The 23,867-nt window shown below is 58.5% G+C and carries 22 protein-coding genes and 1 tRNA gene; 15 read left to right on the top strand and 8 right to left on the bottom strand.

Features of this window, described 5'->3' with window-relative positions; all coding sequences use genetic code 11:
* The first annotated feature begins 107 nt into the window (after positions 1 to 107).
* The 6 genes from DW136_RS01215 to DW136_RS01190 all read left to right on the top strand — a co-directional run bounded on the left by DW136_RS01215 (position 108) and on the right by DW136_RS01190 (position 4,308).
* The gene (locus tag DW136_RS01215; protein WP_117583629.1) at positions 108 to 536 is read left to right on the top strand and encodes a hydrogenase maturation nickel metallochaperone HypA; all 429 of its coding nucleotides are present in this window, start codon (positions 108 to 110) and stop codon (positions 534 to 536) included.
* Between the two features lie 373 nt (positions 537 to 909).
* Positions 910 to 1,899, top strand: coding sequence for a PTS sugar transporter subunit IIB (locus tag DW136_RS01210; RefSeq protein WP_006235196.1), 990 nt, complete (start codon positions 910 to 912; stop codon positions 1,897 to 1,899).
* An 18-nt stretch (positions 1,900 to 1,917) separates the two neighbouring features.
* Positions 1,918 to 2,736, top strand: a complete 819-nt coding sequence (locus tag DW136_RS01205) for a mannose/fructose/sorbose family PTS transporter subunit IIC (RefSeq protein WP_117629683.1) — start codon at positions 1,918 to 1,920, stop codon at positions 2,734 to 2,736.
* Positions 2,737 to 2,752: 16 nt separating this feature from the next.
* Positions 2,753 to 3,673: a PTS system mannose/fructose/sorbose family transporter subunit IID gene (locus DW136_RS01200; protein ID WP_118288907.1), complete on the top strand. Its 921-nt coding sequence runs from the start codon at positions 2,753 to 2,755 to the stop codon at positions 3,671 to 3,673.
* A gap of 120 nt (positions 3,674 to 3,793) precedes the next feature.
* Entirely contained in the window at positions 3,794 to 4,192 is a 399-nt protein-coding gene (locus tag DW136_RS01195; RefSeq protein WP_117564941.1) for a DUF956 family protein, read from the top strand.
* Between the two features lie 40 nt (positions 4,193 to 4,232).
* A tRNA-Arg gene (locus tag DW136_RS01190) sits at positions 4,233 to 4,308 on the top strand.
* A gap of 164 nt (positions 4,309 to 4,472) precedes the next feature.
* On the opposite strand, the gene DW136_RS09885 is transcribed toward DW136_RS01190, so the two are convergent.
* Both DW136_RS09885 and DW136_RS01185 read right to left on the bottom strand, forming a co-directional pair.
* The gene (locus DW136_RS09885) at positions 4,473 to 4,778 is read right to left on the bottom strand and encodes a hypothetical protein (RefSeq protein WP_147351627.1); all 306 of its coding nucleotides are present in this window, start codon (positions 4,776 to 4,778) and stop codon (positions 4,473 to 4,475) included.
* A gap of 42 nt (positions 4,779 to 4,820) precedes the next feature.
* Positions 4,821 to 5,045: a helix-turn-helix domain-containing protein gene (locus tag DW136_RS01185; RefSeq protein ID WP_233546510.1), complete on the bottom strand. Its 225-nt coding sequence runs from the start codon at positions 5,043 to 5,045 to the stop codon at positions 4,821 to 4,823.
* A gap of 172 nt (positions 5,046 to 5,217) precedes the next feature.
* On the opposite strand from DW136_RS01185, the gene DW136_RS01180 reads away from it, so the two are divergent.
* From DW136_RS01180 to DW136_RS01145, 8 genes are all read left to right on the top strand, one after another.
* Positions 5,218 to 8,583, top strand: a complete 3,366-nt coding sequence (locus DW136_RS01180; RefSeq protein ID WP_118288905.1) for a hypothetical protein — start codon at positions 5,218 to 5,220, stop codon at positions 8,581 to 8,583.
* A gap of 14 nt (positions 8,584 to 8,597) precedes the next feature.
* Positions 8,598 to 9,299, top strand: coding sequence for a hypothetical protein (locus DW136_RS01175; RefSeq protein WP_233546506.1), 702 nt, complete (start codon positions 8,598 to 8,600; stop codon positions 9,297 to 9,299).
* 692 nt (positions 9,300 to 9,991) lie between these two features.
* Positions 9,992 to 10,537, top strand: a complete 546-nt coding sequence (locus DW136_RS01165; protein ID WP_118288904.1) for a hypothetical protein — start codon at positions 9,992 to 9,994, stop codon at positions 10,535 to 10,537.
* Positions 10,524 to 11,723: a relaxase/mobilization nuclease domain-containing protein gene (locus DW136_RS01160; protein WP_158549371.1), complete on the top strand. Its 1,200-nt coding sequence runs from the start codon at positions 10,524 to 10,526 to the stop codon at positions 11,721 to 11,723. The genes DW136_RS01165 and DW136_RS01160 overlap by 14 nt, the downstream gene beginning before the upstream one ends.
* A 187-nt stretch (positions 11,724 to 11,910) precedes the next feature.
* Positions 11,911 to 12,036, top strand: coding sequence for a hypothetical protein (locus tag DW136_RS10205; RefSeq protein WP_255413117.1), 126 nt, complete (start codon positions 11,911 to 11,913; stop codon positions 12,034 to 12,036).
* A 265-nt stretch (positions 12,037 to 12,301) separates the two neighbouring features.
* Positions 12,302 to 12,940, top strand: a complete 639-nt coding sequence (locus DW136_RS01155) for a hypothetical protein (RefSeq protein ID WP_118288902.1) — start codon at positions 12,302 to 12,304, stop codon at positions 12,938 to 12,940.
* Entirely contained in the window at positions 12,937 to 13,665 is a 729-nt protein-coding gene (locus DW136_RS01150) for a metallophosphoesterase (RefSeq protein WP_118288901.1), read from the top strand. Before DW136_RS01155 ends, DW136_RS01150 begins: the two co-directional genes overlap by 4 nt.
* Complete coding sequence (locus tag DW136_RS01145; RefSeq protein ID WP_118288900.1) at positions 13,662 to 14,384, top strand: metallophosphoesterase; 723 nt, start codon at positions 13,662 to 13,664, stop codon at positions 14,382 to 14,384. The genes DW136_RS01150 and DW136_RS01145 overlap by 4 nt, the downstream gene beginning before the upstream one ends.
* 53 nt (positions 14,385 to 14,437) lie before the next feature.
* On the opposite strand, the gene DW136_RS01140 is transcribed toward DW136_RS01145, so the two are convergent.
* Positions 14,438 to 15,016, bottom strand: coding sequence for a hypothetical protein (locus DW136_RS01140; RefSeq protein WP_118288899.1), 579 nt, complete (start codon positions 15,014 to 15,016; stop codon positions 14,438 to 14,440).
* 197 nt (positions 15,017 to 15,213) lie between these two features.
* Between DW136_RS01140 and DW136_RS01135 the strand changes: the two genes are divergently transcribed.
* A complete protein-coding gene (locus DW136_RS01135) occupies positions 15,214 to 15,426 on the top strand; it encodes a hypothetical protein (protein WP_118288898.1) in 213 nt (70 codons plus the stop codon).
* A 200-nt stretch (positions 15,427 to 15,626) separates the two neighbouring features.
* Here DW136_RS01135 and DW136_RS01130 read toward each other — a convergent pair whose 3' ends face one another.
* From DW136_RS01130 to DW136_RS01110, 5 genes are all read right to left on the bottom strand, one after another.
* Positions 15,627 to 16,013 (bottom strand): hypothetical protein, encoded by a 387-nt coding sequence (locus DW136_RS01130; RefSeq protein WP_118288897.1) that lies wholly within the window; start codon positions 16,011 to 16,013, stop codon positions 15,627 to 15,629.
* A 9-nt stretch (positions 16,014 to 16,022) separates the two neighbouring features.
* A complete protein-coding gene (locus tag DW136_RS01125; protein WP_117640700.1) occupies positions 16,023 to 16,268 on the bottom strand; it encodes a hypothetical protein in 246 nt (81 codons plus the stop codon).
* Positions 16,269 to 16,486: 218 nt separating this feature from the next.
* Positions 16,487 to 17,734, bottom strand: coding sequence for a tyrosine recombinase XerC (gene xerC, locus DW136_RS01120; protein ID WP_118288896.1), 1,248 nt, complete (start codon positions 17,732 to 17,734; stop codon positions 16,487 to 16,489).
* A gap of 1,183 nt (positions 17,735 to 18,917) precedes the next feature.
* The gene (gene pknB / locus DW136_RS01115; RefSeq protein ID WP_118288895.1) at positions 18,918 to 20,861 is read right to left on the bottom strand and encodes a Stk1 family PASTA domain-containing Ser/Thr kinase; all 1,944 of its coding nucleotides are present in this window, start codon (positions 20,859 to 20,861) and stop codon (positions 18,918 to 18,920) included.
* Positions 20,862 to 20,993: 132 nt separating this feature from the next.
* Positions 20,994 to 23,864, bottom strand: a complete 2,871-nt coding sequence (locus DW136_RS01110) for an FtsW/RodA/SpoVE family cell cycle protein (RefSeq protein WP_118288894.1) — start codon at positions 23,862 to 23,864, stop codon at positions 20,994 to 20,996.
* Positions 23,865 to 23,867: the final 3 nt, after the last annotated feature.

Below are 23,867 nucleotides of genomic sequence, written 5' to 3'. Positions count from 1 at the left end.
AGGGCATAGGGCTTTTGCCCATGCCCGACGATTGAAAGGCAGATCGTCCGTCTGGGGCTCGCGCAGCGTCAAGTCGACCGCCGTTCGTTAGAACGGCGGAAGAAAAAGTGCATGAATTAGGAATCGTCTATCACATCATTCGCGATGTCGAGAATGTGGCGCGCGCCAATGGCGTGAGTCGCGTTTCGAGCGTGACGCTGCTCCTGGGCGAGGTCTCGGGCGTCGTTCCCGATCTGCTGCTTGATGCTTGGCGCTGGGCGGCAGATAAAAAGCCTATCACGCAGGGCGCGGAGCTTATTGTGGAGCCTGTCGAGGCCGTGACGCATTGCGAGGCGTGCGGCTGCGACTACGCGACGGTCGAGCACGGCAAGACCTGCCCCCATTGCGGTAGCGGCGAGACCTATCTGCTGCAGGGCCAGGAGGTCATGATCAAGCAGATCGAGACCCCCGACGAGGACCCGACAGACGCTGCCCCCGACGGCCTATCCGATGCCCCCGATGCCGTCGACGCCGCCAACCCCCTCCACATCGCCTAACTTAGTCGTTGGGGACGTTCTTAAACGACTAGTCATTAAAGAACGTCCCTAACGACTACTTTGCTAGAGCATATTTCTTACCATTAGTCAAGCACCATCTGTTTAAACGAAATAGCCTCAACGCGAGCACATTTGTGTCTGTTTAAAACCGGCAATAATGAACAGCGTGCTCAATTCGGTCATGTAAATAGATCAGCTATCAATCCTCAGCAGCAAATCAGCCAAAATACTGGAATGTAATCAACTTGTAACAAAACAAGACGTTTAAACAAATAATGCTACCTTTTGCAGTTTTTCAAACAATTCTGCTGTATTTGCAGCTATACTCTTTTTTGTCGTGTAGGAATTACGTAGACAAAAAGGAGGTTATGTGATGGTAAGTATTGTTCTTGCTAGCCATGGTGACTTGGCGGCTGGAATCAAGCAGACGGGCTCGATGGTCTTTGGCGATCAGCCGTCTGTAGCCGTGGTCTCGCTCGAGCCGAGCATGGGCCCCGACGACTTCCGCGCCAAGGTCGAGGAGGCAATCGCTTCCTTCGAGGACCAGGAGCAGGTGCTCTTCCTCGTTGATCTGTGGGGCGGCACGCCCTTCAACCAGATCAGCGGTCTCATCGAGGGCCATGATTCCTGGGCTATCGTCACCGGTGTCAACCTGCCTATGCTCATCGAGGCATATTCGCAGCGCTTTGACGCAAAGAACACTGCACATGCGATCGCAAAACATCTCGTGACTGAGGCTAAGGCCGGCGTGCGCGTCAAGCCCGAGTCTCTGGAGCCCGAGGAGAAGAAGCCGGCTGCGGCCGCCGCTGCTCCTGCAGGCGCCATCCCTCCGGGAACGGTCATCGGCGACGGGCACATCAAGATCGCCCACGTCCGTATCGACACCCGTCTGCTTCATGGTCAGGTGGCCACCACGTGGACCAAGCAGATCAACCCCAACCGCATCATCGTGGTTTCCGACGGCGTTGCTCACGACGAGCTCCGCAAGACCATGATCGAGCAGGCTGCCCCTCCGGGAGTCCATGCCAACGTCGTGCCTATCAAGAAGATGGCCGAGGTCGTCAAGGACACCCGCTTTGGTGACACCAAGGCGATGCTGCTGTTCGAGAACCCGCAGGATCTGCTCAAGGCCATCGAGGCCGGCGTCGACATCAAGGAAGTCAACATCGGTTCTATGGCCCACTCCAAGGGCAAGGTCGTCGTTACCAACGCCGTCGCTATGGGCGATGACGACGTCAAGACCCTCGAGGCCCTCAAGGCCAAGGGCGTCAAGTTCGAGGTCCGCAAGGTTCCTTCGGATTCCTCCGAGGATCTCGACGCCATGTTGAAGAAAGCTAAGGCCGAACTGGCCGCTCAAGCATAGTAAAGGAGGGTCCGATACATGTCCGCGCTTACTATTCTTCTAATCGCGATTATCGCGCTGCTTGCCGGTATGGAAGGCATTCTGGATCAGTTCCAGTTCCATCAGCCGCTCGTTGCGTGCACGCTTATCGGTCTCGTAACCGGTCACCTTCAGGAGGGCATCCTCCTGGGCGGCTCGCTTCAGATGATGGCTCTTGGTTGGGCTAACGTCGGCGCCGCTGTTGCGCCTGACGCCGCTCTGGCCTCGGTCGCTTCTTCGATCATCATGGTGCTCGCCCTCAACGGTGGCGCCACCGATTCGGCTAAGGCAGTTACCGCCGCCATCGCCGTCGCCGTGCCTCTGTCCGTCGCCGGCCTGTTCCTGACCATGATCTGCCGTACCCTGGCCACCGCTATGGTCCACGGCATGGACGCCTGCGCCGAGAAGGGCGACTTCGCCGGCATCGAGCGCTGGCAGTACGCCGGCATCCTCATGCAGGGTGTTCGTATCGCCATCCCGGCAGTGCTGCTGTGCATCATCCCGGCCGAGGCCGTTACCAACGCGCTTAACGCTATGCCCGACTGGCTGTCCGGCGGCATGGCTGTCGGCGGCGGCATGGTCGCTTCCGTCGGTTACGCCATGGTCATCAACATGATGGCCACCAAGGAGACCTGGCCGTTCTTTATCCTCGGCTTTGTCCTGGCTGCCATCCCTCAGCTCACGCTGATTGCCCTGGGCCTCATCGGCATCTCCCTTGCCCTCATCTACCTTGGCCTTAAGGACCTGGCCAAGCAGGGTGGCGGCATGGGCGGTGGTTCCGGCGACCCGCTCGGCGACATTCTGAACGATTACGAGTAGGAAGGGAGTGATACATATGGCAGAGAACAAGATTCAGCTTTCTAAGTCCGATCGTCAGAAGGTTTGCTTCCGTCATCAGTTCCTTCAGGGCTCGTGGAACTACGAGCGCATGCAGAACGGTGGCTGGTGCTACGCAATGATCCCTGCGATCAAGAAGCTCTACACCAGCAAGGACGACCAGATTGCCGCGCTTAAGCGCCACCTGGAGTTCTATAACACGCACCCCTATGTTTCCTCCCCCGTCATGGGCGTTACCCTCGCCCTCGAGGAGGAGCGCGCCAACGGTGCCCCGATCGACGACGTCGCCATCCAGGGCGTCAAGGTCGGTATGATGGGCCCGCTCGCCGGCGTCGGCGACCCCGCCTTCTGGTTCACCCTTCGCCCGATCTTGGGTGCTCTGGGTGCTTCCCTGGCTCTGTCTGGCAGCATTGCCGGTCCGCTGCTGTTCTTCTTCGCGTGGAACATTATTCGTTACGCCTTCGAGTGGTACACGCAGGAGTTTGGCTATAAGGTCGGCTCCTCCATCGCCAAGGACCTCTCCGGCGGTCTAATGGGCAAGGTCACCGAGGGTGCTTCCATCCTGGGTATGTTCATCATCGGCGCCCTGGTCGAGCGCTGGGTGTCCATCTCCTTCACCCCGGTCGTCTCCAAGGTCACGCAGTCTGCTGGCGCCTATATCGACTGGGCCAACCTGCCCGCCGGTTCTGAGGGCATCAAGCAGGCATTGACGATGTACAGCTCTGTCGGTGCCAACGCACTCGACCCGGTGAAGGTCACCACGCTTCAGGCCAACCTCGATCAGCTCATCCCCGGCCTTGCCGCCGTGTGCCTGACCCTTCTGGTCTGCAAGCTCCTCAAGAAGAAGGTCAGCCCGATCGTCATCATCCTGGCTCTCTTCGCCGTCGGCATCATCGGTCGCGTCTGCGGCTTCATGTAAGCACGCTTCGGCTTAAGACCGAGAGTTGCTAGGCAAGGGCTTTTGAGCCATTGAAACGGACCGCACCCGGTGGGTACACTGGATGCGGTCCGATTGTTTTTATTGGAGGGTGAGGCGCGCATGGCGCAATCTCAGAACAGCACGGTCGATCTGGCAACGCCGGCAACCTGCCTGATGGGGCTTACCAGTCACGGTAACGTGATGGTGGGCAATAAGGCGTTTGAGTACTATAACGAGCGCAATCCGGAGGATTATATCCAAATCCCGTGGGACGAGGTCGACTATATTGCCGCCGAGGTTTTGCGCGGCACCAAGAAGATTACGCGTTTTGCCATCTTTACCAAAGAGAATGGCCACTTTACGTTTTCGACGCGCAATGACAAGGAAACGCTTCGCGCGGTGCGTAAGTACATTGACGAGGACAAGCTCGTTCGTTCACCCGACTTTATCGATGTGACGGCCAAGGGCGCCAAGAGCATCCCCTCCGTCATCAAGAACCTTTTCCACAAAGGCAACTAGTCGTTGGTAGCGGTGTAAATCTGCTACACTAGTACAACATGCCTCCGTAGCTCAGGGGATAGAGCACCGCTCTCCTAAAGCGGGTGTCGACGGTTCGAATCCGCCCGGGGGCACCAGAAAAATCGCAGGTCAGGAGTTAATTTTGCTTCTGGCCTGTTCTGGTTTTAGGGTTAAGAGCTGCTTTTGTTTGTAAATCTGGTAAGTAAATAATTTAACTTACCGAGTTTTCCACTGAAAACAGGAAATCACCATTTTGGGGATAAAAAGTTTTCAACAGCCGTTAGTCGGTTCCATTTTGGTGAAGCGCTTCCTCAATTTGGGTAAAAATTTTCACCATTTTGATGATTCGACTGCATTGAGTTTTTGATAAAAATGCCTGTTCAGAAGCTTGTGTAATACCCAGTTTGGTGAAACCAATTAATAGAGAAATATACATTAAAGAAATAGGGACGGCGATGCCGTCCCCTTCGCTCGCTGAGCTCGCTGCGCGGTCACGTGCCGTGACCTTGCCGCCGGCTGAGCCGTCGATAAAGAATGGGGACAGCGATGCTGCCCCCTTCGCTCGCTGAGCTCGCTGCGCGGTCACGTGCCGTGACCTTGCCGCCGGCTACGCCGTCGATTGATTCGCTCACTGCGTTCGCTGATTGATTGACCAATCCGTTTTATCGGTGACACCAGTCATCAGCGCAGCAATCGACATGTTGAATCCATTGGCAGTTTTACAGAGGTTTGAAAGACTGACATTTCTTCTTCCGACTTCAATGCTCGCGTAGTAGGAACGATCCATCTCAATCAAATTGGCGAACTGCTCCTGGCTGTACCCGAGTCCAGCGCGGAGCTCTTTGCATCTCATGCCGAATGATTTATGAAGCGTCTTCGTATCCATGACAAAAAGAGTCATGGATTGTTGTATAAAAGCCAACGGACTATATACAACAATCCCAGTTAAGGCGCATAATTATCTCTATTGGAAAGAACTCTGATGCCCAGTCGGATAGGGCACGGAAAAGGAATGGAACAGCACAATGACCCAGGGAAAGCATTTCGCTGCCGGCGGCGATCACTTCGCCGCACTGCCAGGCAAAAAGATTCACACCCCGAAGGGGATCGCGCGTCTGACCGTCACCGCGGCGACCATGGCCGCCATGACCGGATCGAGCCTCATCTCACCGTTCGCGGCATTCGCCCAGACCGGTGACGGGGGCACGCAGCACCCCGCCGTGATGTCGCCGATCGCCGCCCATGCCGGCGCGGCATCCGGTACCGGCGCGAAATCCGCCGCACAGACCATCGCGGACCTGCAGAAGGCGGTCGACGAGGCGAAGGCGAAGGAAGACGCCGCTAAGGCATCCTACGATGAGGCCGCCGGTCCCTACAACGAGGCGGCTTCCGCCCGCGACCAGGCCAAGGCATCCTACGATTCTGCAGTCAGCGCCGGCACGGCAGCCGACCGTGCGGCGATGGACGAGTACGCCCGTCAGGTCGCGGAGGGCAAGGACGCCGCCGATGCCGCCGGCAAGGACCTCGAGCAGGCGAAGGCGGGTCTCGCAGACGCCAAGGCGGATGCATCCGAGAAGGACATAGCGTACCAGTCCGCCCTCAAGGCGGCCCAGGATGCCAAGGACGCCCTCGATAAAGCCAAGGCCGATGCCGTAGGCGCCACCCCGGAGGCTATCAGTGCCGCCGAGCAGGCCGTGCGCGACGCCCAGGATGCCGTGAGCAGGGCGCAGACCGAGCTCGCCAACGCCAACGCGACGCTTGCCGCCGCCCAGTCCAAGCTGGTTGCGGCCCAGTCTGCAAAGGATTCCGCCGATTCTGTCCTCGCTGCAGCCAGGCAGAACAAGGACACGGCGGATGCGAAGGCCGCAGCCGCCAGCGCCGCCTACGAGAAGGCGAAAGCAGACCTCGCCGCAGCGGAGGCCGGTGCGAGCGGTCCAGAGTATGATGCGGCAAAACAGAAGGTCGCGGACGCAGAGGCAGCCCTCGCTGCCGCACGAGCGGCACAGTCCCAGTGCGAGTCCGAGCTCGAGCAGGTACAGCCCGCTGCGGCAACGGCACAGGCCGACCTGAATGATGCCCAGGTGGCCCTCTCCGTAAAGCAGCAGGCCGCGGCCAATGCCGAATCCGGTGTGAACGCCGCCCAGTCCGCCCTCGATGCCGCGAACGCCGCCCTCGATGCGGCCAAGCAGGCGAATGCCGACGCCGTCGCCAAGCTGGATGCCGCGAAGCAGGATTTCAAGGACGCCGAGTCCGCCAAGGCAGCCGCCGACGTAGAGCTCGCGAACGCCAAGGCCGCAAAGGATACTGCAGACGCCGCCGTGACCGCCGCGCAGCAGAAGGTCGATGAGGCCCAGGCGAAACTCGATTCCGCCGACGCGCAGCTCAAGCAGGGAGCCATCGGCTTCTTCCGTGCTATGGGTGCCGATTCAGCCATCGAGATCATTCAGAACTGCACATACAAGGACTACACCGAGGTGGGGAACAGCCTCGACGCGACCAGTCTCGACAACATGCTCGCGGCAATCCCGTACATGAAGTCCATCAACGAGTATCGCAAGTCCGTCGGTCTCTCTGAGCTCCAGGTCACGTACAAGCTCATTGCGGCGGCGATTGCCAACGCGAACTATTCCGATGTCAAGTTTGGGCATTCCATGCAGTTTGATACGAGCGAAAACCTCGCATGGAACTATGGAACCGATCCGAAACCGCAGTGGGTGGACCAGGAAAAGGCTTTCTTCGATCAGGCGGTTCAGGAGCTCTATGGCGTCACCGGTCTAATCGGTAAGGATGCCACAGATTTCTACAAGTCGCACAGTGGAATTGAATCCTATGTCAACCAGCATTTTAAGGTTGCCGGATATCCCGCAACCGTCGGTCACTACCTGCATGTCATCAGCCCTGAAATCGGCTATATGGGCATGGCAGTCTGCAGCAAGGGAACCATGAACGGCTGGAAGACCGACAGCTTCGATACCGCAAACCTGGGTTGGGCAGGCTCCGGTTGGAACATGAACCCCATGTCCGTCGACGAGTACGAGCAGAAGCTGACCTCCTACATCGACGGTCTCAAGAACGCCAAGAGCGCACTCGACGCAGCCAAGGCCGATCTCGCATCCAAGAAGCAGGCAGCCGCCGGTGTCGCCGCAACCGTCCAGCAGAAGCAGGGCGTGGTGGATTCCGCACAGGCAGGTGTCGATGCCGCGAAGCAGGACGTCACCGATGCCCAGCATGCCGTCGATGCCGCAAAGGCTGATGTCACCGCCAAGCAGCAGGGCGTCACGGATGCCCAGACCGAGCTTGATGCGGCGAAATCGGACCTCGAAGTCGCCAACGCGGCAGTCGATACGGCAAAGTCGACCGTCCAGCAGAAGCAGGTCTCCTTAGATGCCGCCAACGCAGCCGTAACGACCGCACAGTCTAAGTTGGATTCCGCCAAGGAGGACACCGCTGCCAAGCAGCAGGGCGTGGACGATGCGAACGCCGACCTCGCGAAGTTCTTCCAGGACGTCGCCGACGCCAAGAAGGCGGTCGATACCGCAAAGAGCGTCCACGATGCGGCGGCAGCCGACCAGGCCGAGAAGACGGCGGTCCTCGCAGCCGCCAAGCAAAAGGCGGACGGCACCGCAAGCACCCTCGCGGATGCCCAGCGTGCCGTCGATGCCGCAAGGACCGACACTGGCGTTGCCGCCGACAAGCTCACCGGCTCCCAGACCGATCTCGAGGACGCACAGTCGAACCTCGACATCCTCACCGGTCTTGCCGCGAAGCTCGCAGAGGCACAGCAGCGCGAGCAGGATGCAGTAAAGGCCGTCAATGACACCAAGGCCGCGCTCGATGCCGCGAAGGCGGATACCATCGCCGCCGAGTCCCTGGTCTCCGCCGCCGAGCAGGCGAAGGCGCAGGCAGACGCCAAGCTGTCGAAGCTGAACTCCATCGATGCCGGCGCGGCGATCGCTTCCGGCCATGATGTGAACGCGGATGACGCCCTCAACGCGCTTTTCGCCGCAGCAGTCGAGGCACGTGCCAAGGTCGCGCCCGCCAAGGCCATCCTGGACGAGAAGCAGGCCGCGGTGGACGGGCTCCAACCCGGCTATGATGCGGCGCTCGCTGCCTACGAGCAGGCGAAGTCCGACCGCATCGCAGCGGAGCAGAAGCTTTCCGATGAGATTGCCCGACAGGATGCGGAGGAGGCCGCAAAGCAGCAGGCCGCAAAGCAGCAGGCGGCATACACCCCGAAGCACCTCGCCGGCACTGATACCGCCCAGCCCGGCAGCCTCGCCCAGACCGGTGACCGCACGGGCCTCATCGGCGAGACGTTCGTCATCGGCGGTACCGTCCTCGTGGCGGCCGGCGTCTTCCTCGACCGGAAGAAGCGCCGCGAGCAGATGTAAAAGCGAGCCGGGCGTTGGATATCGGCTGGTGTCCAACGCCCGGTTTCATGGGCAGGGAGATCGGTGTGAGAACAAGGGCTATTATCGTTGCGCTTCTGGTGTGCCTTTCGGCACCTCAACTTGGATGTGCCAGCGTTGCAAAGCAAGGAAGCGGCTCTACGGAAAGGGCCGCCACAGCGGTAAAGAATAAAGACAAAAAGAAGCCAAGCGAAGAAAAGGCGACGCAAACCTCTGGAACCAAGAACGAGGAGAAGAAAGAATCCGACAGCAAGGACGAGCAGTCCGATGACTCCAAGAAGGAGGATAACAAGTCTTCCGATTCTTCGAAGTCGGACAGCAAGGGCGATTCCTCCCAGTCCAAGCAGAATTCCGGCAATTCGCAGAGTTCCGGCAGCAACAATTCCTCTTCCAACGGCGGCAGCCAGAAGAAGTGGGTTGCCGAGCAGGGCCACTGGGAGACAGATTACAGCCAGGTCTGGGTACCGAATGTAGTGTATACGCGCCATGAACGTTGGATGTGCTCTGTATGCCATGCGACGTTTAACTCAGCAGCCGAAATGGACAATCATGTTATCTCTACCTACGGTGATGCACAACACCCTAATGGAGCTTCTGCAATCAATGATTCGTATACCACCTCTGAAGATCAGGGGCATTATGAACAGCAGGCTACGGGACAACATTGGGTTGTCGACGTCGCCGGCCACTGGGAGTAATGTGCATCGTTCCTCTTCTCTTCCATTCGGTGAATGTTTATTTATTTGTGGGCGGCCGGTTCGGCCGCCTTTTTTAGACGCCCAGTCTGGGAGCAAACGATAGGAAAGCAATCAAACGAGAGACCGTTCCAAAAGAATCCGGCGGTGCCGGATGCTTCGGGCAAAACCTTCCGCAAATCGGTAAGGTCTTCCATCAACTTGCTCCAGCCCTCGCCCGGATTCCGCTGCGCGGTAATGCAAACACTCGGCATCCCTCGCATTCGCATTACCGCTCCGCTCTCGCTACAGCGAATCTCTAACACTCAGCATCCTTCGCGTTAAAAATTCGCTTCCGCTCACGGTCTTCGCTGACACTACGACACCGCGAAGCCTTTCGCTCGAAACGAGGCCTCTCATTTCGTGTCTACGCTACGCTCCGCCCAATCGCCGTAGCAGGCGATTGCAAGATGACTGTGGGTGGTGTTTTTGTGGGTCCATCCGGACCCCAAAAACACCACGCCACAGACCTTGCTTATCGCCTGCTACGGCGATAAGGTTGTTGTGAAGTTGAAACTTCGCGATAAAGAATCGCGAAGTCGATTCTTCATTTTTGGAACGACGCCAGCCGTTCCTCATCAAAAGGAAAGCGAATCGCATAGCAGGTTTTGATCGGAGGCCTCTCCGATCGCTGATTCGTTTTCCGAGGAGGAATCATGAGCAGGCTCCGCCCACACACCGTCAAGGCGTCTCTTTCAAATGACGAGAAGAAAGCCATCGCTGCAATCGCAAAGCGACATGAGATGAGCGAGGCGGAACTCATCCGCTTCGTTTTGTGCAATGCCGACGATCTCGATATCGATTTTGGTTTTTCGGAAATCGCTGACCAGAAATTCCGAACCGATGACATTCACGTCCGGGTCTCGCCGGAAGAAAAAAAGAAAATTGAAAGCAATGCTGATTCCCTTGATATGACTGTCAGTTCGTACGCACGTCGCGTACTGCTCAAAGGGAATGTTAAGAAAATCGATGTCGATCGGGCGTCGATCGACAAGATCTATCACGAGCTTTTGAAGGAAGGAACAAACCTCAATCAGCTGATGTACTTCGTGAACGCCCAGGGGCTTCCTGCGTACAACGAGAAAGCTGTTTTCCGAACGCTTGAAAAGGTTTACCAAAATGCCCGTAAAGTCACTCTCTTCATCGAAGAGCTCGAACAGCGCTATTTCACCGATGGCGGTGAGCTCGATGACCGTCGTTAAGCAGAAAGGTGTTTCGTCCGAGCGCTACGCGAAGCACCTGCGCAAGTACATTAACGGAAAGAATGCTTTGGCCCGCGGCGGCTGGAACCTCGCGAACGGAAAGCACTGGTTTTCCGAAATGGCTATGACGCGGAAGATGTTCCATCACGACAGGCCCGCGCGTGCCGGCGCGAAGAACATAACGATGCTTCATCAGATTCTCGCGTTTCTGCCCGAGGAGTGCAGCTGCAACGGAGGCAAGATGACCCCCGATGCGTGTATGGCCTACGCGGAGCAATGGCTTGCGAAACACTACCCGCATCAACAAGTGATTGTCGCGTTGCATGAGGAAAGCGATAAGGCGGGAAAACGCTACGCGGTTCATATGGCGATTAACCGCACGGATCTTTTGACGGGTAAGCGTTGCGAGACGGGCGGGCGTCGCGGAAAGTACGAACGCGCTGCGTGGGTTCGTGAAATGGACGAGGCCTGGAATCTCGCTCAGCTCGAAAAGGGAAAGAAGAACTCGAAGATTCGAGACCGACAGCCGCGCGACACTGAAAAGAAAATCGTTGAGCGGGGAGAGTACAGTTATAAAAACAATCTGCGCGAGTTGATCCATCTTGCAATCAACGAAGGTCATCCGAAGAATATGGAGCAGTTTAAAAAGTTACTTGCCTCATGGGGCGTAGACATTTTCATCAAGAACAATCGAGTCTATGCGACAGATCTCGATATCAAGGAGGCCGGCAACCCGAAGTGCACTTTCAACCTGACTCGTCTTGACGGGAGGTTTGCGGTCAAGCAACTTGAGGCGGCCTTCAAAAATAACGTGCTGGAGGCCGAGCGAGCCCTTCCTTATGAGAGGCGTTGCGAGATTTACATTCAACGGCTTAAGAAGGCGTATTCGGCGTGGGTCGAGCAGGCAAAGGCGAGCAAGGGCGTCGCCTACAATCTCTTTCCTAAGTTCATCGCACCGAAGTGCGATGAAGATCTGCTCGAGGATCCGGCGGTTCGTGATGAGCTTCTTGCCCGGCGCGGTTACGCAAGGGAGATTCGCAACCGTTACGCCGGCGCCGTTCCCGATGCTGGCGATGACCGCGTTCGCGCCGCAGGACGAGCCCATGGTGGCAACGGCGACATCTCGCCGCAGGTCGATCGTGCGGTCGACCGAGGCGATTACGATCGCGGCGACGCGCCTCGCTAGTTTTGGAAAGCCTATCGTCGGTGCCCTAGCGCGCTGCCATCCAGTGCCGATTCTGCCATACTCGCAATTCGGTGAGGATGGGGAGTATGAACTGATCGGCGGGGGTCAGCCGCTCTGATAGAATCGTCCTTGCTGTCGGCAGCCCTCGTGCCGGGCAGAGCCCTCCATTTGATGGGAGGTGATGCCCATGACCGATTTCACCGAGCTCGTGAAGCTCCTGACCGCTATGGTCTCGCTCCTCACGGCCCTTGTCGGCCTTTCCAAGGCACTCAAGCAGGGTTCGAAGCCCAAAAAGAAAGGCCACCGTCGCTAAGACGATGACCCAACTTCATTAAGCAACGGCTCTGCCCAGCTCTCTACAACTTGGGCTGCCGTCGGCACCATTTTACCCTCCTGACGAGGAATTCGTCCATATTTCAAAAATCAAATCCTGCTCGCGCGTGGGCGTAAACTTATATAGTTGGGCAAATCCGGCAGATTGGAGCTTGAAACATGAGGGATATGCACCTCATGTCGCTCATAAAACGTCTCCTGACCTCGAAGGAGAACGTTTTTTAGCGACAGAAGGAGACATAAATATGATCTGGTTTACCAGCGACACCCACTTCGGGCATGAGAACGTGCTGAAGTTCACCGACCGCCCGTGGGAGACGATTTGGCAGATGAACGACGCCATCGTCGACAACATCAACGGCAAGGTTGCCGTGGACGACGAGCTCTACATCCTGGGGGATTTCTCATTCAAGATGACCGCCCAGGACGCCTACGGGCTGCGCAAGCAGATCGCCTGCAGGCGCATCCACCTCGTCCCGGGAAACCACGACAAGGACTGGACCCAGCCGGCGGTCACGGGCGCCTTCACCGTGGAGCCGCCGATCTGCGTGCTCAAGATCGACGGGCAGAAGATCGTCCTGAGCCATTACCCCATGGCCGACTGGCAGGGCATGAACCATGGATCGTGGCACCTCCACGGGCACATCCACAGCAGCGGCGGCGCGTACAACGAGTTCAACCGCAAGCAGGGCCTTCTGCGCTACGACGTCGGTTGCGATGCCAACGGGCACTCCCCGGTGAGCCTCGATGAGCTGAGGGAATGGTTCGCCGGAGTCGACGAGCCGTGCGGCCGGGTGAAATGGCCCTGGTGGGTCAACGAGACCGGCGACAGACAGGTCGAGCGCGAGCTGGCGGCGTACAAGAGGGAAGAGGTGATCCGATGACGGTCTATGTGACGGGCGACATCCACGGTGGGCTCGACATGCAAAAGCTCCGCGACTGGGAGCTTGGCGATAGTCTTACCAGCGACGACTGTCTCATCGTTGCCGGTGACTTTGGCTTTCCGTGGGACTTTTCTGCCGAGGAATGCGCCGACATCGCCTGGCTGGAGTCGCGCCCCTACACGGCACTGTTCGTCGACGGCAACCACGAGCGCTTCGACCACTGGGAGGAGCGTCCCATGGAACCGTGGCACGGCGGGCTGACGCAGCGCCTGTCGGACACCTCGCCCATTCGGCGCCTGACGCGCGGCGAGGTCTTTGAGCTCGACGGTTCGACAATCTTCACCATGGGCGGTGCCACGAGCGTGGACAGGGAATACCGCGTGCCGTATTCCAGTTGGTGGCCTCAGGAGCTCCCGGATGAGTGCGAATTCGATGCCGCGCGGGCAAAGCTCGACGAGGTCGGCTGGAAGGTCGACTGCGTCATCACCCATACCTGCGCCACGCGTATGCTCTCGCCGACGCTCTACCCGGACCCAGGCTGGGAACGCCCTGATGTGGACCGGCTGACCGGATTCCTCGATGAGCTCGAGGACCGCCTGGACTATAAGCACTGGTATTACGGCCATTTTCACCGAGACGGCAACCCGGACGAACGGCACACGGTGCTGTATGACCGAATCGTGAGACTCGGGGACAAACTCCTGCCGTGGGGTGCGTACCGATGACGGTCTATGTGACAGGCGACGTGCACGGCAGGGCCGAGTACGGGTCCAGCCGGTTTGCATTCAAAAATTGGCCGCTGGGCCGGACCCTGACGCGCGATGACGCGGTGATCGTGGCCGGCGACTTCGGCTTTGTCTGGGACGGCTCGAATGCTGAGAGGTATTGGCTCGATTGGTTTGAGTCAAAACCATGGACCACGTGTTTCGTAGACGGCAACCACGAGAACCACCGGATGCTGGCAGAACTGCCGGTGCGGGAGTGGAACGGCGGCCTCGTCCATGAGGCGCGACCGCACGTACTGCACCTGATGCGCGGAGAGGTGTTCGATATCGACGGGTTCACAGTCCTTGCCATGGGCGGCGCCGCGAGCAACGACAGGCAGTATCGCAAGGAGGGGAGGAGCTGGTGGCCCGAGGAGATGCCGAGCGAGGAAGAGATGGACCACTGCCGCGCCTCGCTCAACCGCGTAGCCTGGAGGGTCGACTACGTGGTGAGTCACGAGGCTCCTGCTGCCCTGGCTAGAGAGCTGTGCCGCGAGCGCGGACGTGAGTGCGGCGGGGATACGCTGCAAACTTTCCTGGGCGAGCTCGACGGGCGGCTCGACTATCGCATCTGGCTCTTCGGGCATTACCACGGCGACGAATGGCGCGACGACAGGCATCGCCTGGTCTATCGAGACATCGTGCCGATCGAAAGTGCTGCGCCCGGTTCTCAGTTCTAGAAACCCCCTAGAAATGCTCTAGAGGGTTTCTAGAAAATTAGATGCTATGCGACCTACTCATCCTTCATCTGGGTCATGGCCTCGACCTTGGCCTCGGCCGCGGCTGCCCGCTGCTCGGAGGCGGCGAGGCGGTCCTTGAGGGCGGCTACCGCGGCCATCAGGTCGTGCTGGGCCAGGAGCGCATCGCTCAGCTCGGCCTGGGCTTTCAACGCGGCGTCACGCTCGACGCGCAGGCGCTCGATCTCATCGGCCATGGCTTCAGCCTCGGCGCGGAGCTGAACGACCTGCCTGTCGAGCTCCTTAGCACGGGAGGAGTACCTGACGCTTGCGGCGTGGAGCTCGTTGTTCTCGAGCTCGAGGCTCGCGGTATCGAGCTCGAACTTCTCCTCTATAAAGGCAATCCGCTCATTGCAGTCGGCCTCAAGTCTTTCGTTCCGATCCGTCGCCTCGACGAGCTTGCGGCTGAATTCATCCACCTGGGCCATGAGCAGTGCGTTCTCGGTCATGAGGCTGCCCGTCTCGCGCAGCAGCTTCTCCCGCCATGTCGCCTCGATCCGCTCGGCGGCCTCATCGAGGACGGACTTCACGCCGGGCGTCTCGCTGATTTTTCTCTCGTTTGGGTTGTCTGTCATCGTGCGGCACTCCAATCAACAATGGGCATGGCTCCGCCATGCCGTACGGCTGGGAACAAATACGCGGCCGCTGTTGAGTTGTGTTTGTCCTGCGCTTGGTGAGTTCTAAAAGGCGTCTCAAGTCATGCATTCACGCAGGTTTTCGGTTGGAGAAATACCGCACGTTTTCATGGTATCACGCGCCTTAAAGACCATGAATGGACGGCCATATCGATTCGTTGAAAATGGCACCTACGACGTGTTGGTGGCGGGAGAGTGATGGCGTTAAAGATGTCGAGAATGATTATGGGATTGTTTTAGATGCGGGCATGAAAAAGGGTCGAATCGAAGTGTCTGGCCGGACGCCAATTGTCCGGGAACTGTTTCGGTTCGACCCTGTTTCATTTTACATCCGCGGCATGCTCTTATAGACGCCCGGCGATTACCGACCTTCACGACCTCGATGACGGTTTCTCCGTCCTCGATTCTTACCAGATTGCGGTAGACATCGCTGCGCGAACGGTCGGATATCATTTGAGCCAGAATCCTCTTCTGTTGAAGCGGATTCTAGCTCAGTGGTTTTTAACTCGGTTGTTTGACAGAGGCCCACGTCGATAGTCGGTCTGTGGACTTATGATTTCGGGGGCTCCCAAGCGTTTTCAATCGCGGCGCGGTAGATTGTAGCGTAATTAAGCATCCAGCTGCCATCGCCCGCTTTTTGAATAAACCCCTTTTCCTTCAAAGAGGTATAGGCCCGGGAGATCGTGTTCTTACTCAGGTGGTAGCGCTCCTCAATCCATTTGCTTTTTGCGTAAAAGCCCATGGCTCGTTTGTTTTTGGAAGGATTTCCAAGCTTCCATACTAGGCCGAGGATGAGGCGCTCGGCAGCGACAGTGGTGGCACAACACGCCCAGTCGGGCACTGAAATAAAATTCGCGTTATCCATTTTCCTTCTAATCTCTCGTTGCTCAGTAACATCATCGGAATATCTGTCGGAAATCGACGGTAGCTCGCTCATGTTTACCGCCTAGTCAAGGTGGGCGGTACGACCTTCAAGCTGCTTGAAAAGTTCGTAGAACGAGCTTTCAAACATGTAATTCGAGCGATGGATTTGGATGAGCTTGCCGGACTCGCGCATAAACTTGCGCGCGGTGTTTTCGCTCCAGCCAGTGAGTTCGCGGATATCGTTAACGCGGAGCAACCGATCGCACTGAGCGGCACCAGTGGGGAAAGTCGGTGTGGACGCCTGAGTGCTAATCTTTGGTGTAGCCATGATGAGCTATCCTTTCAATGAGGGCCCTCCCTGTGCTTGTAAGACTTACCAGGTTCATAAGCACTTGGGGGGCCGGTTTCTATGACTACATGCGCAGCCATCTGACAGCTTTAGCATGTATTAAAACTCATTAGTTGTCAATCAAATAAAGCATCTACCTGCGGAAACGGTATTATAGTACCGTAATATTATGAATAAAACGATGAATGAAAAACATGCTATTTCTCGCTTCTCTGTATATAGGCGTTGATGAAGTCTTCGTAGCCTTTAACCGCTTTTATTTCTGATTGTTGAACGAGGCTTGTATACGTTTTGAGCGTGATATTGGGGTCCGCGTGGCCAAGAATACCTTGCACGCTTCTAACGTCCGATCCGTTCGCCAGCATAAAAGTGCTTACGCAATGCCTGAGCTGATGCGGGCAGATGCCCTTATATAGTTTTCCGCCAGTCGAATTGTTCGGCTCATAGATTCCAAGATTGCAGCTAACTGCGAAATCGCGAAACCAATGGTTGAAGATGTAGTTTTTCATGTGACAGACAGTAGGGACCCCTTGCTCGACAGCAATATCGCTAATGATGGGAGTGCTGCCAGTCTGGGACAGCCCCAGAGAGGCCAGGAGCTCTTTTTGTATGGCTGACCATGATTGAAGACGTTCGGCCAAGGTTTCTCCAACGGGGATTTTGCGTTGGCTTTCTTGTGACTTGGGTGCCCTCAGTTCATGGTCGTTGGTGTACTGCCTGTCAATTTTCAAGGTTTTATTGGCAGGGTCCCAATCGCGCCATTCGAGGCCCAGCATCTCGCCTTTCCGCATACCCGTATACACTAGTACTAGCGTACCAACAGCTTCGGCGGTGAGCTCAATGTGTTGAAGATGTGTGCATAGGGTAGCTACTTGGTCGATTGTCAGTGATTCTCTTTTGTTGCGTGGTCTGCGAACATGAACGGTAGCGCAGGGGTTTCGGTCAATTATTCTCTTTGCGACTGCATTCGACAGAATCTGACGCAGTTTCGAATTGATTCGTACAAGCTCTGATGGTTTGTATTTTCCCGTACGACGAGCTTCGGCATATGCTTCTTCGATTAGATCGGGAGTTAGCCCCTCAATTGTCTGAAACGCACCGAATAGGTCTTCGATATGCCTGCAATCGTACGCTTCTCTTTCATAGCTCGTTGGCGCAAGCTCGGTGTTCCTATTTTCATGAAAGGCCCAGCAGTAGGACGCAAGCAAAGTGGGCTTTTTAGTTTTAGTGATCGTGCCAGAGGAGTTGATTTCAGCCAGCTTGGCCTGCATTGCAGCCTTAGCTTCTGTTTTAGTCTTGCAGCGAACCGTATAAGTTGGGGATCGTTTGTAGCGCCCTGTCTTCGGGTCCTTGACTCCAAGGGAAAAATAATAGCGATAGGTGTTAGGTGATCTCTTGTCTTTCCAACACGTGCCTCTTCCGCTAATTAGTGGCTGTTCTGACATCTTTGCACTCCGTTTCTTTGAATAGTTTTCAACAATTCATTGAGTGCAGTTTAGCTAAAGCTGTTAGTAATATGTTTGTAAAAGCGTAGGCGCAGCTACCGGAGGTAAAAGACACAAACTGCTATGTTTATCTGCGGTTATATGGTGTTCAATGATGCTTGATGAATAGTAGGGGGTAGCATTAAATCATATCTCCTAAAGCGGGTGTCGACGGTTCGAATCCGCCCGGGGGCACCAGAGATTTGACGAGCCCGGTACCGCCACGGTGCCGGGCTCTTCTGGTCTAAGGGCAGGATTCGGACCGTCGACACCCGCGTCACTCATTTCCCCGCGGGGGGAGTTTTCGAATCCGCCCGGGGGCACCAGAGATTTGACGAGCCCGGTACCGCCACGGTGCCGGGCTCTTCTGGTCTAAGGGCAGGATTCGGACCGTCGACACCCGCGTCACTCATTTCCCCGCGGGGGGAGTTTTCGAATCCGCCCGGGGGCACCAGAGATTTGACGAGCCCGGTACCGCCACGGTGCCGGGCTCTTCTGGTCTAAGGGCAGGATTCGGACCGTCGACACCCGCGTCACTCATTTCCCCGCGGGGGGAGTTTTCGAATCCGCCCGGGGGCACCAGAGATTTGACGAGCCCGGTACCGCCACGGTGCCGGGCTCTTCTGGTCTAAGGGCAGGATTCGGACCGTCGACACCCGCGTCACTCATTTCCCCGCGGGGGGAGTTTTCGAATCCGCCCGGGGGCACCAGAGATTTGACGAGCCCGGTACCGCCACGGTGCCGGGCTCTTCTGGTCTAAGGGCAGGATTCGGACCGTCGACACCCGCGTCACTCATTTCCCCGCGGGGGGAGTTTTCGAATCCGCCCGGGGGCACCAGAGATTTGACGAGCCCGGTACCGCCACGGTGCCGGGCTCTTCTGGTCTAAGGGCAGGATTCGGACCGTCGACACCCGCGTCACTCATTTCCCCGCGGGGGGAGTTTTCGAATCCGCCCGGGGGCACCAGAGATTTGACGAGCCCGGTACCGCCACGGTGCCGGGCTCTTCTGGTCTAAAGCCACGTTCATCCATGGGCGGCAATCCCACGTCAAAAGAAAAGCGCCCGCTTGCTGGGGGAGCAAGCGGGCGCTTCTGAGCGAATGTGTTTGCGGTCTAAACCGCCCGGAGCAACAAGCGATCTGCGTTAGTTGCTAGACTCGGAGTCGTTGCCGGAGCCGGAACCGGAGATGGAAACCGTCAGCGTGATCGTGGTGTCGGTGGATTGCTTACCGGTGGGGGAGACGCCCGTAACGGTAGCATTCTCGTTGCCGCTCACAGGGTTGCCGTTCTGGTCACAGAAGCCGATGTTGTAGAAACCGGCGTTGTTGAGCGCGGTGACGGCGGCGGAGATGCTCTTGCCGTACAGGTTGCCCGGGACGCTGGCCTTGCCGGACTTCTTGGCGATGACGACGGTGATCGTGGCACCGGGCTTCTGCTTGCCGCTGGGGTTCCAGCTAATTACGGTGCCCTCGGTAACCGAGTCGTTTTCCTGGTAGCTCACATCGACGCCAAAGCCAGCCATGTCGAGAGCGTTGCGCGCCTGGGCCTCGGTCATGTCGGTCAGATCGGGCACCGAGGTGGTGTCCGGGCCGCTGGAGACCTTGTACGAGATAGTCGTGCCCTTCTCGACCTCCTTGCCGGCAACGGTGCTCTGCTCAAAGACCTGGCCCTCTTCGGCCTCATTGGCTTCCTCCGAAGCGCTGCCCTTCAGGCCCACGCTTGCCAGTGCGGCCTCGGCCTGGTCCTTGGTCAGGCCGACGAGCTGCGGAACCTCAACCTTTTCGGAGGGCTTAGGGCCCTTGGAGATTACCAGGTTCACCCTCGTGCCCTTGGCCTTCTTGGTGTTACCGTTGGGGGTCTGCTCGGCGACCTTTCCCTCGTCGACATCGTCGTTGTAGCTCTGGTCGACGGTGCCAACCTCAAGGCCGGCTTCCTTGATCTGCTCAATAGCGGTTTCCTGGTCCTTGCCCAGCACGTCGGGCACCGTGACCTGTTCACCGCTGAACATGCCCGTGGCAAAGGCCACTACAACGCCAATCACGGCGACAGCGGCAATTACGGCGGCAATGATCTTGTTCTTGTTGGACTTAGGCTTCTCGACCTCGTAGGAGCCCGTGGAGCCCGAGACAGCGCTACGGGCGGTGTTCTGACCGCTCACACCCGAGACGGGACGAACCATAGCGCGCGTTGAGTCGGAAAGCTCGCGGGTCTTGGTGGCACCCAGGTCGCCGGCGGCACCGATGATGCGCGTGGGCTCCGAGACGTTGACGGCACGGCCGGACAGGTAGCTGTTGAGCACCTGGCGCAGCTCGTCGGCCGTCTGGAAGCGGTTTGCCGGGTCCTTCTCCATGCACTTGAGGATGATGCGCTCCAGGTCGGCATCGACGCCGGAGTTGATCTGGCTCGGCGGGATGGGGAGCTCGTTGACCTGCTTGAGCGCGACCGAGATGACGTCGTCGCCGTCAAAGGGAACGCGGCCGGTGGCGCACTCGTACATGACGACACCCAGCGAGTAGATATCCGAGGTGGGGCCGAGGTCCTGGCCGCGGGTCTGCTCGGGGCTTACATAGTGGGCGGTGCCCAGCACGTTGTTATCTTGCGTGAGGTGGCTGTTCTTGGCGCGTGCGATGCCAAAATCCATGACCTTGATGTTGCCGTCGGGCAGCACCATGATGTTTTGCGGCTTAATGTCGCGGTGGATGATCTCGTGCTTGTGTGCGACCGAAAGCGCGGAGCTGATCTGCGAGCCGATCTGCGCGACCTTCTTGGGATCGAGGGCGCCGTGGCTCTTGATGCCGCTCTTAAGGTCGGTACCGCGCAAGTACTCCATGACGATGTAATAGGTGTCGCCGTCCTTGCCCCAGTCGTAGACGCCCACGATATAGGGGGAGGACAGGCCGGCAGCTGCCTGGGCCTCCTGCTTAAAGCGGGCGGCGAAGGTGGCGTCGCCGGCATACTGCGGCAGCATGATCTTGACGGCAACCGTGCGGTCGAGGACCTGATCCTGTGCACGGAAGACGGTCGCCATACCGCCCGTTCCCACCTTATCCTTGAGGAGGTATCTTCCCCCGAGGACCCTCTGTTCCATTCCTGCTCCTAACATAACTATTCGCTCAACGATGTGTGTAGTACCAAATGTGTGGCCGCTGGGGCCGTGTGGCGCGTTGCCGCTAGCTCATCGGCCGCGGCGCGCCCCAAGTATCCGCTTTGATCACGGGCATCACGCTCCCTGTGCGGCGAGCGCCGCGGTCAGGACGATGCCGGCAATCTTGGCCGCCTCGACGTCGTGTTTGTCGAAATCCTCCAGGGCCACCGAGATGGCAACCGTGGGTGAATCGTAAGGTGCAAAGCCAACAAACATAGAGTTGACGTTGGTGCCGCCGGTCTCGGCCGAACCCGTCTTGCCGGCAACCTTGACGCCCGGAATCTGGGCATCGGTGCCGGTACCGGACTGGACGACGGCGAGCATGGCCTGCTTGACCTGGTCGGCCGTGGCAGAGCTGACGGCCTGGCCCAGCGAGCGGGACTGCGTGGTCTTAACAACGGTTCCGTCCGGGGCGAGTATCTGGGAAACAAAGAACGGGTCCATGACCACGCCGCTGTTGGCGATAGCTGCAGCGATCACGCAATTCTGCATAACGGTGGTCTGCGGGCCAGGCGTGTGGTCCATGCCGACGGGCTGGCCGGCGCCTGCCCAAGCGGTCTCCCACTCGGTCATAAGCGACGGGTCGGCCATGATGGAAGCCGCGGTGGTCAGATCCTGACCGAGCTTTTGACCGTAGCCAAAGGCGTTGGCAAACTGGACGAGCGAGCTGGCGCCGACCTCATTTGCCACCTGGCCAAAGACGACGTTGGACGACACGGCGAAGGCCTGCTGCAGGCTGATGGTGCCGTAGCTCTCGTTGGCAGAGTTGGTGACCGGCGCGTTGCCAATATCCATGGAGCCGGGCGCCTGGTACGTGCTGGTAAGGCTGGCGGTGCCGGTTTCGAGCGCCGCGGAGAGTGTGACGACCTTAAAGGTCGAGCCCGGGGTGTAGAGCGCGTCCATGGCGCGGTCGTACATGGAGCCGTCCTCGCCGCCGCCCGACTGGAGCAGCGCATCGATGTTGGTGTTGTCGTAGGTGGGCGAGCTCGCGCACGCAAGGACCGCACCGGTGCGCGGATCCATGACCACCACAGCGCCCTTAAAGCCCTTGAGCGCCTGCTCGGCAGCCGTCTGGATGCGCGAGTCGATGGTGAGCTTGGCGGTATTGCCCGGCTGGGTCTGCCCCGCGAGCGACGCGATGGCGTTGTTCCAGCTGGAGTAATCCTTGGAGCCGGTGAGCGTATCGTTCATGACGCTCTCGATGCCGGCGGTGCCGTATTGCTGGCTCACGTAGCCCACCACGTGCGCGGCCATGTTGCCGTTGGGGTAGGAACGGGCGTAGGTGCCGTCCTCCTGCTGCAGCGACTCGGCTAGTGTCACGCCGTCGGACGTGATGATGGAGCCGCGCTGGATGTACTTGGAGCGGGCGATGGTGTGGTTGTTGGTCGGCATGTCCTGGTAGTCCTTCGCCTTGATGACCTGGACATAGGTGAGGTTGCCGATAAGGATGGCGAACAGCGCCGTAAAGGCAAACACGGCACGAGTCAGACGGTTGGCAAGTGCCACGCGGCCGAGCACGCCGGACTCAGGCGTGTCGAGCAGGCGACGACGCATGCGAGAACCCGCGGAGTGGTTGCCGTGGCCGTAGGAAGATGCGCTGGCAAAACGTGTGCCGGTCGGGGCGGCGGCGGATGCGACCTGGTCATCGGTGATGGCGGCCATGGTGCCGGTGCCGGTGAGCTCGGCTTCGCGTCCGGTTGCCTCATCGCCGGCGCGCAGCAGCAGCGCGACGATGATAAAACTCGCCAACAGCGAGGAGCCGCCCTGGCTCATAAAGGGCAGGGTGACGCCGGTCAGCGGGATTAGGCGGGTTACGCCGCCAACGATTAAGAATGCCTGGAAGCTGATGGCCGCCGTAAGGCCGGTCGCGCTAAAGGCGGCAAGGTCGGACTTGGCGCGGGCTGCCGTGGTGAGGCCGCGCACGGCAAAAAGCATAAACAGGATGAGCACGGCGCCGCCGCCCAAAAGGCCCATTTCCTCGCCGATGGCCGAGAAGATAAAGTCAGACTCGACGACGGGGATGTTGTTTGCCATGCCGTTGCCAATGCCGACGCCAACCAGGCCGCCGTCAGCCAGCGAGTAAAGTGACTGTACGATCTGGTAGCCCTGGCCCTGGGCGTCCTTAAACGGATCGGCCCAGATCTGGAAACGCACCTGCACGTGCGACAGGAACTTGTAGGCGCCCACGGCTCCAACGGCCAGCAGCGCAAGGCCGATGATGACGTACGAAAAGCGTCCCGTGGCAACATAGAGCATCAGCAAAAAGATGGTGTAGAACAGGACGGCCGAGCCCAGGTCGCGTTCGAAGACGACGATGAGCAGGCACACGCCCCACACGGCAAACAGCGGCAGCAGCAGGCGGAAGCGCGGAATCTTGAGGCCCAGGACCTTGCGGTTGGAGATGGAGAGCAGCTCGCGGTTCTCGGCCAGATAGCCTGCCAGGAACAGGACGATGAAGACCTTGGCGAACTCGCCGGGCTGGATGGTGAAGCCCGCGATGCGAATCCACAGCTTGGAGCCCGAAATCGTGGTGCCGATAAAGATCGGCAGCATCAGCAGGATGATGCCGATAATGCCAAAGGTGTACTTGTAGCGCATGACCACGTCGAGGTTCTTGACCAGCGCGAGCGTTCCCACCATGAGCGCCACCGAGACAAACAAGATGATGAGCTGCGAGATGGCGAGGTCGGGGGCTAGGCGCGTCACGAATGTGATGCCGATGCCCGAGAGCACAAAGACGATGGGCAGGATGGCGGGGTCGGCGCCGGGCGCCAGGATGCGCACGGCGATATGCGCCGCGGCGAAGGCGGCAAAGAGGCCGATCGGCACGGCGAGCGTCTCAAAGGAAATCGTGGCACCCGCGGTGAGCACGTACATCGCATAGAGCAGGATGACGGGGAACGCCGAGGCGATGAGCAAGAGCAGTTCGGTGTTGCGGCGACTCATAAG

It is taken from the genome of Collinsella sp. AM12-1 (assembly GCF_003472325.1).
Classification (GTDB): domain Bacteria; phylum Actinomycetota; class Coriobacteriia; order Coriobacteriales; family Coriobacteriaceae; genus Collinsella.
This window is presented reverse-complemented; position numbering and strand designations above follow the sequence as displayed.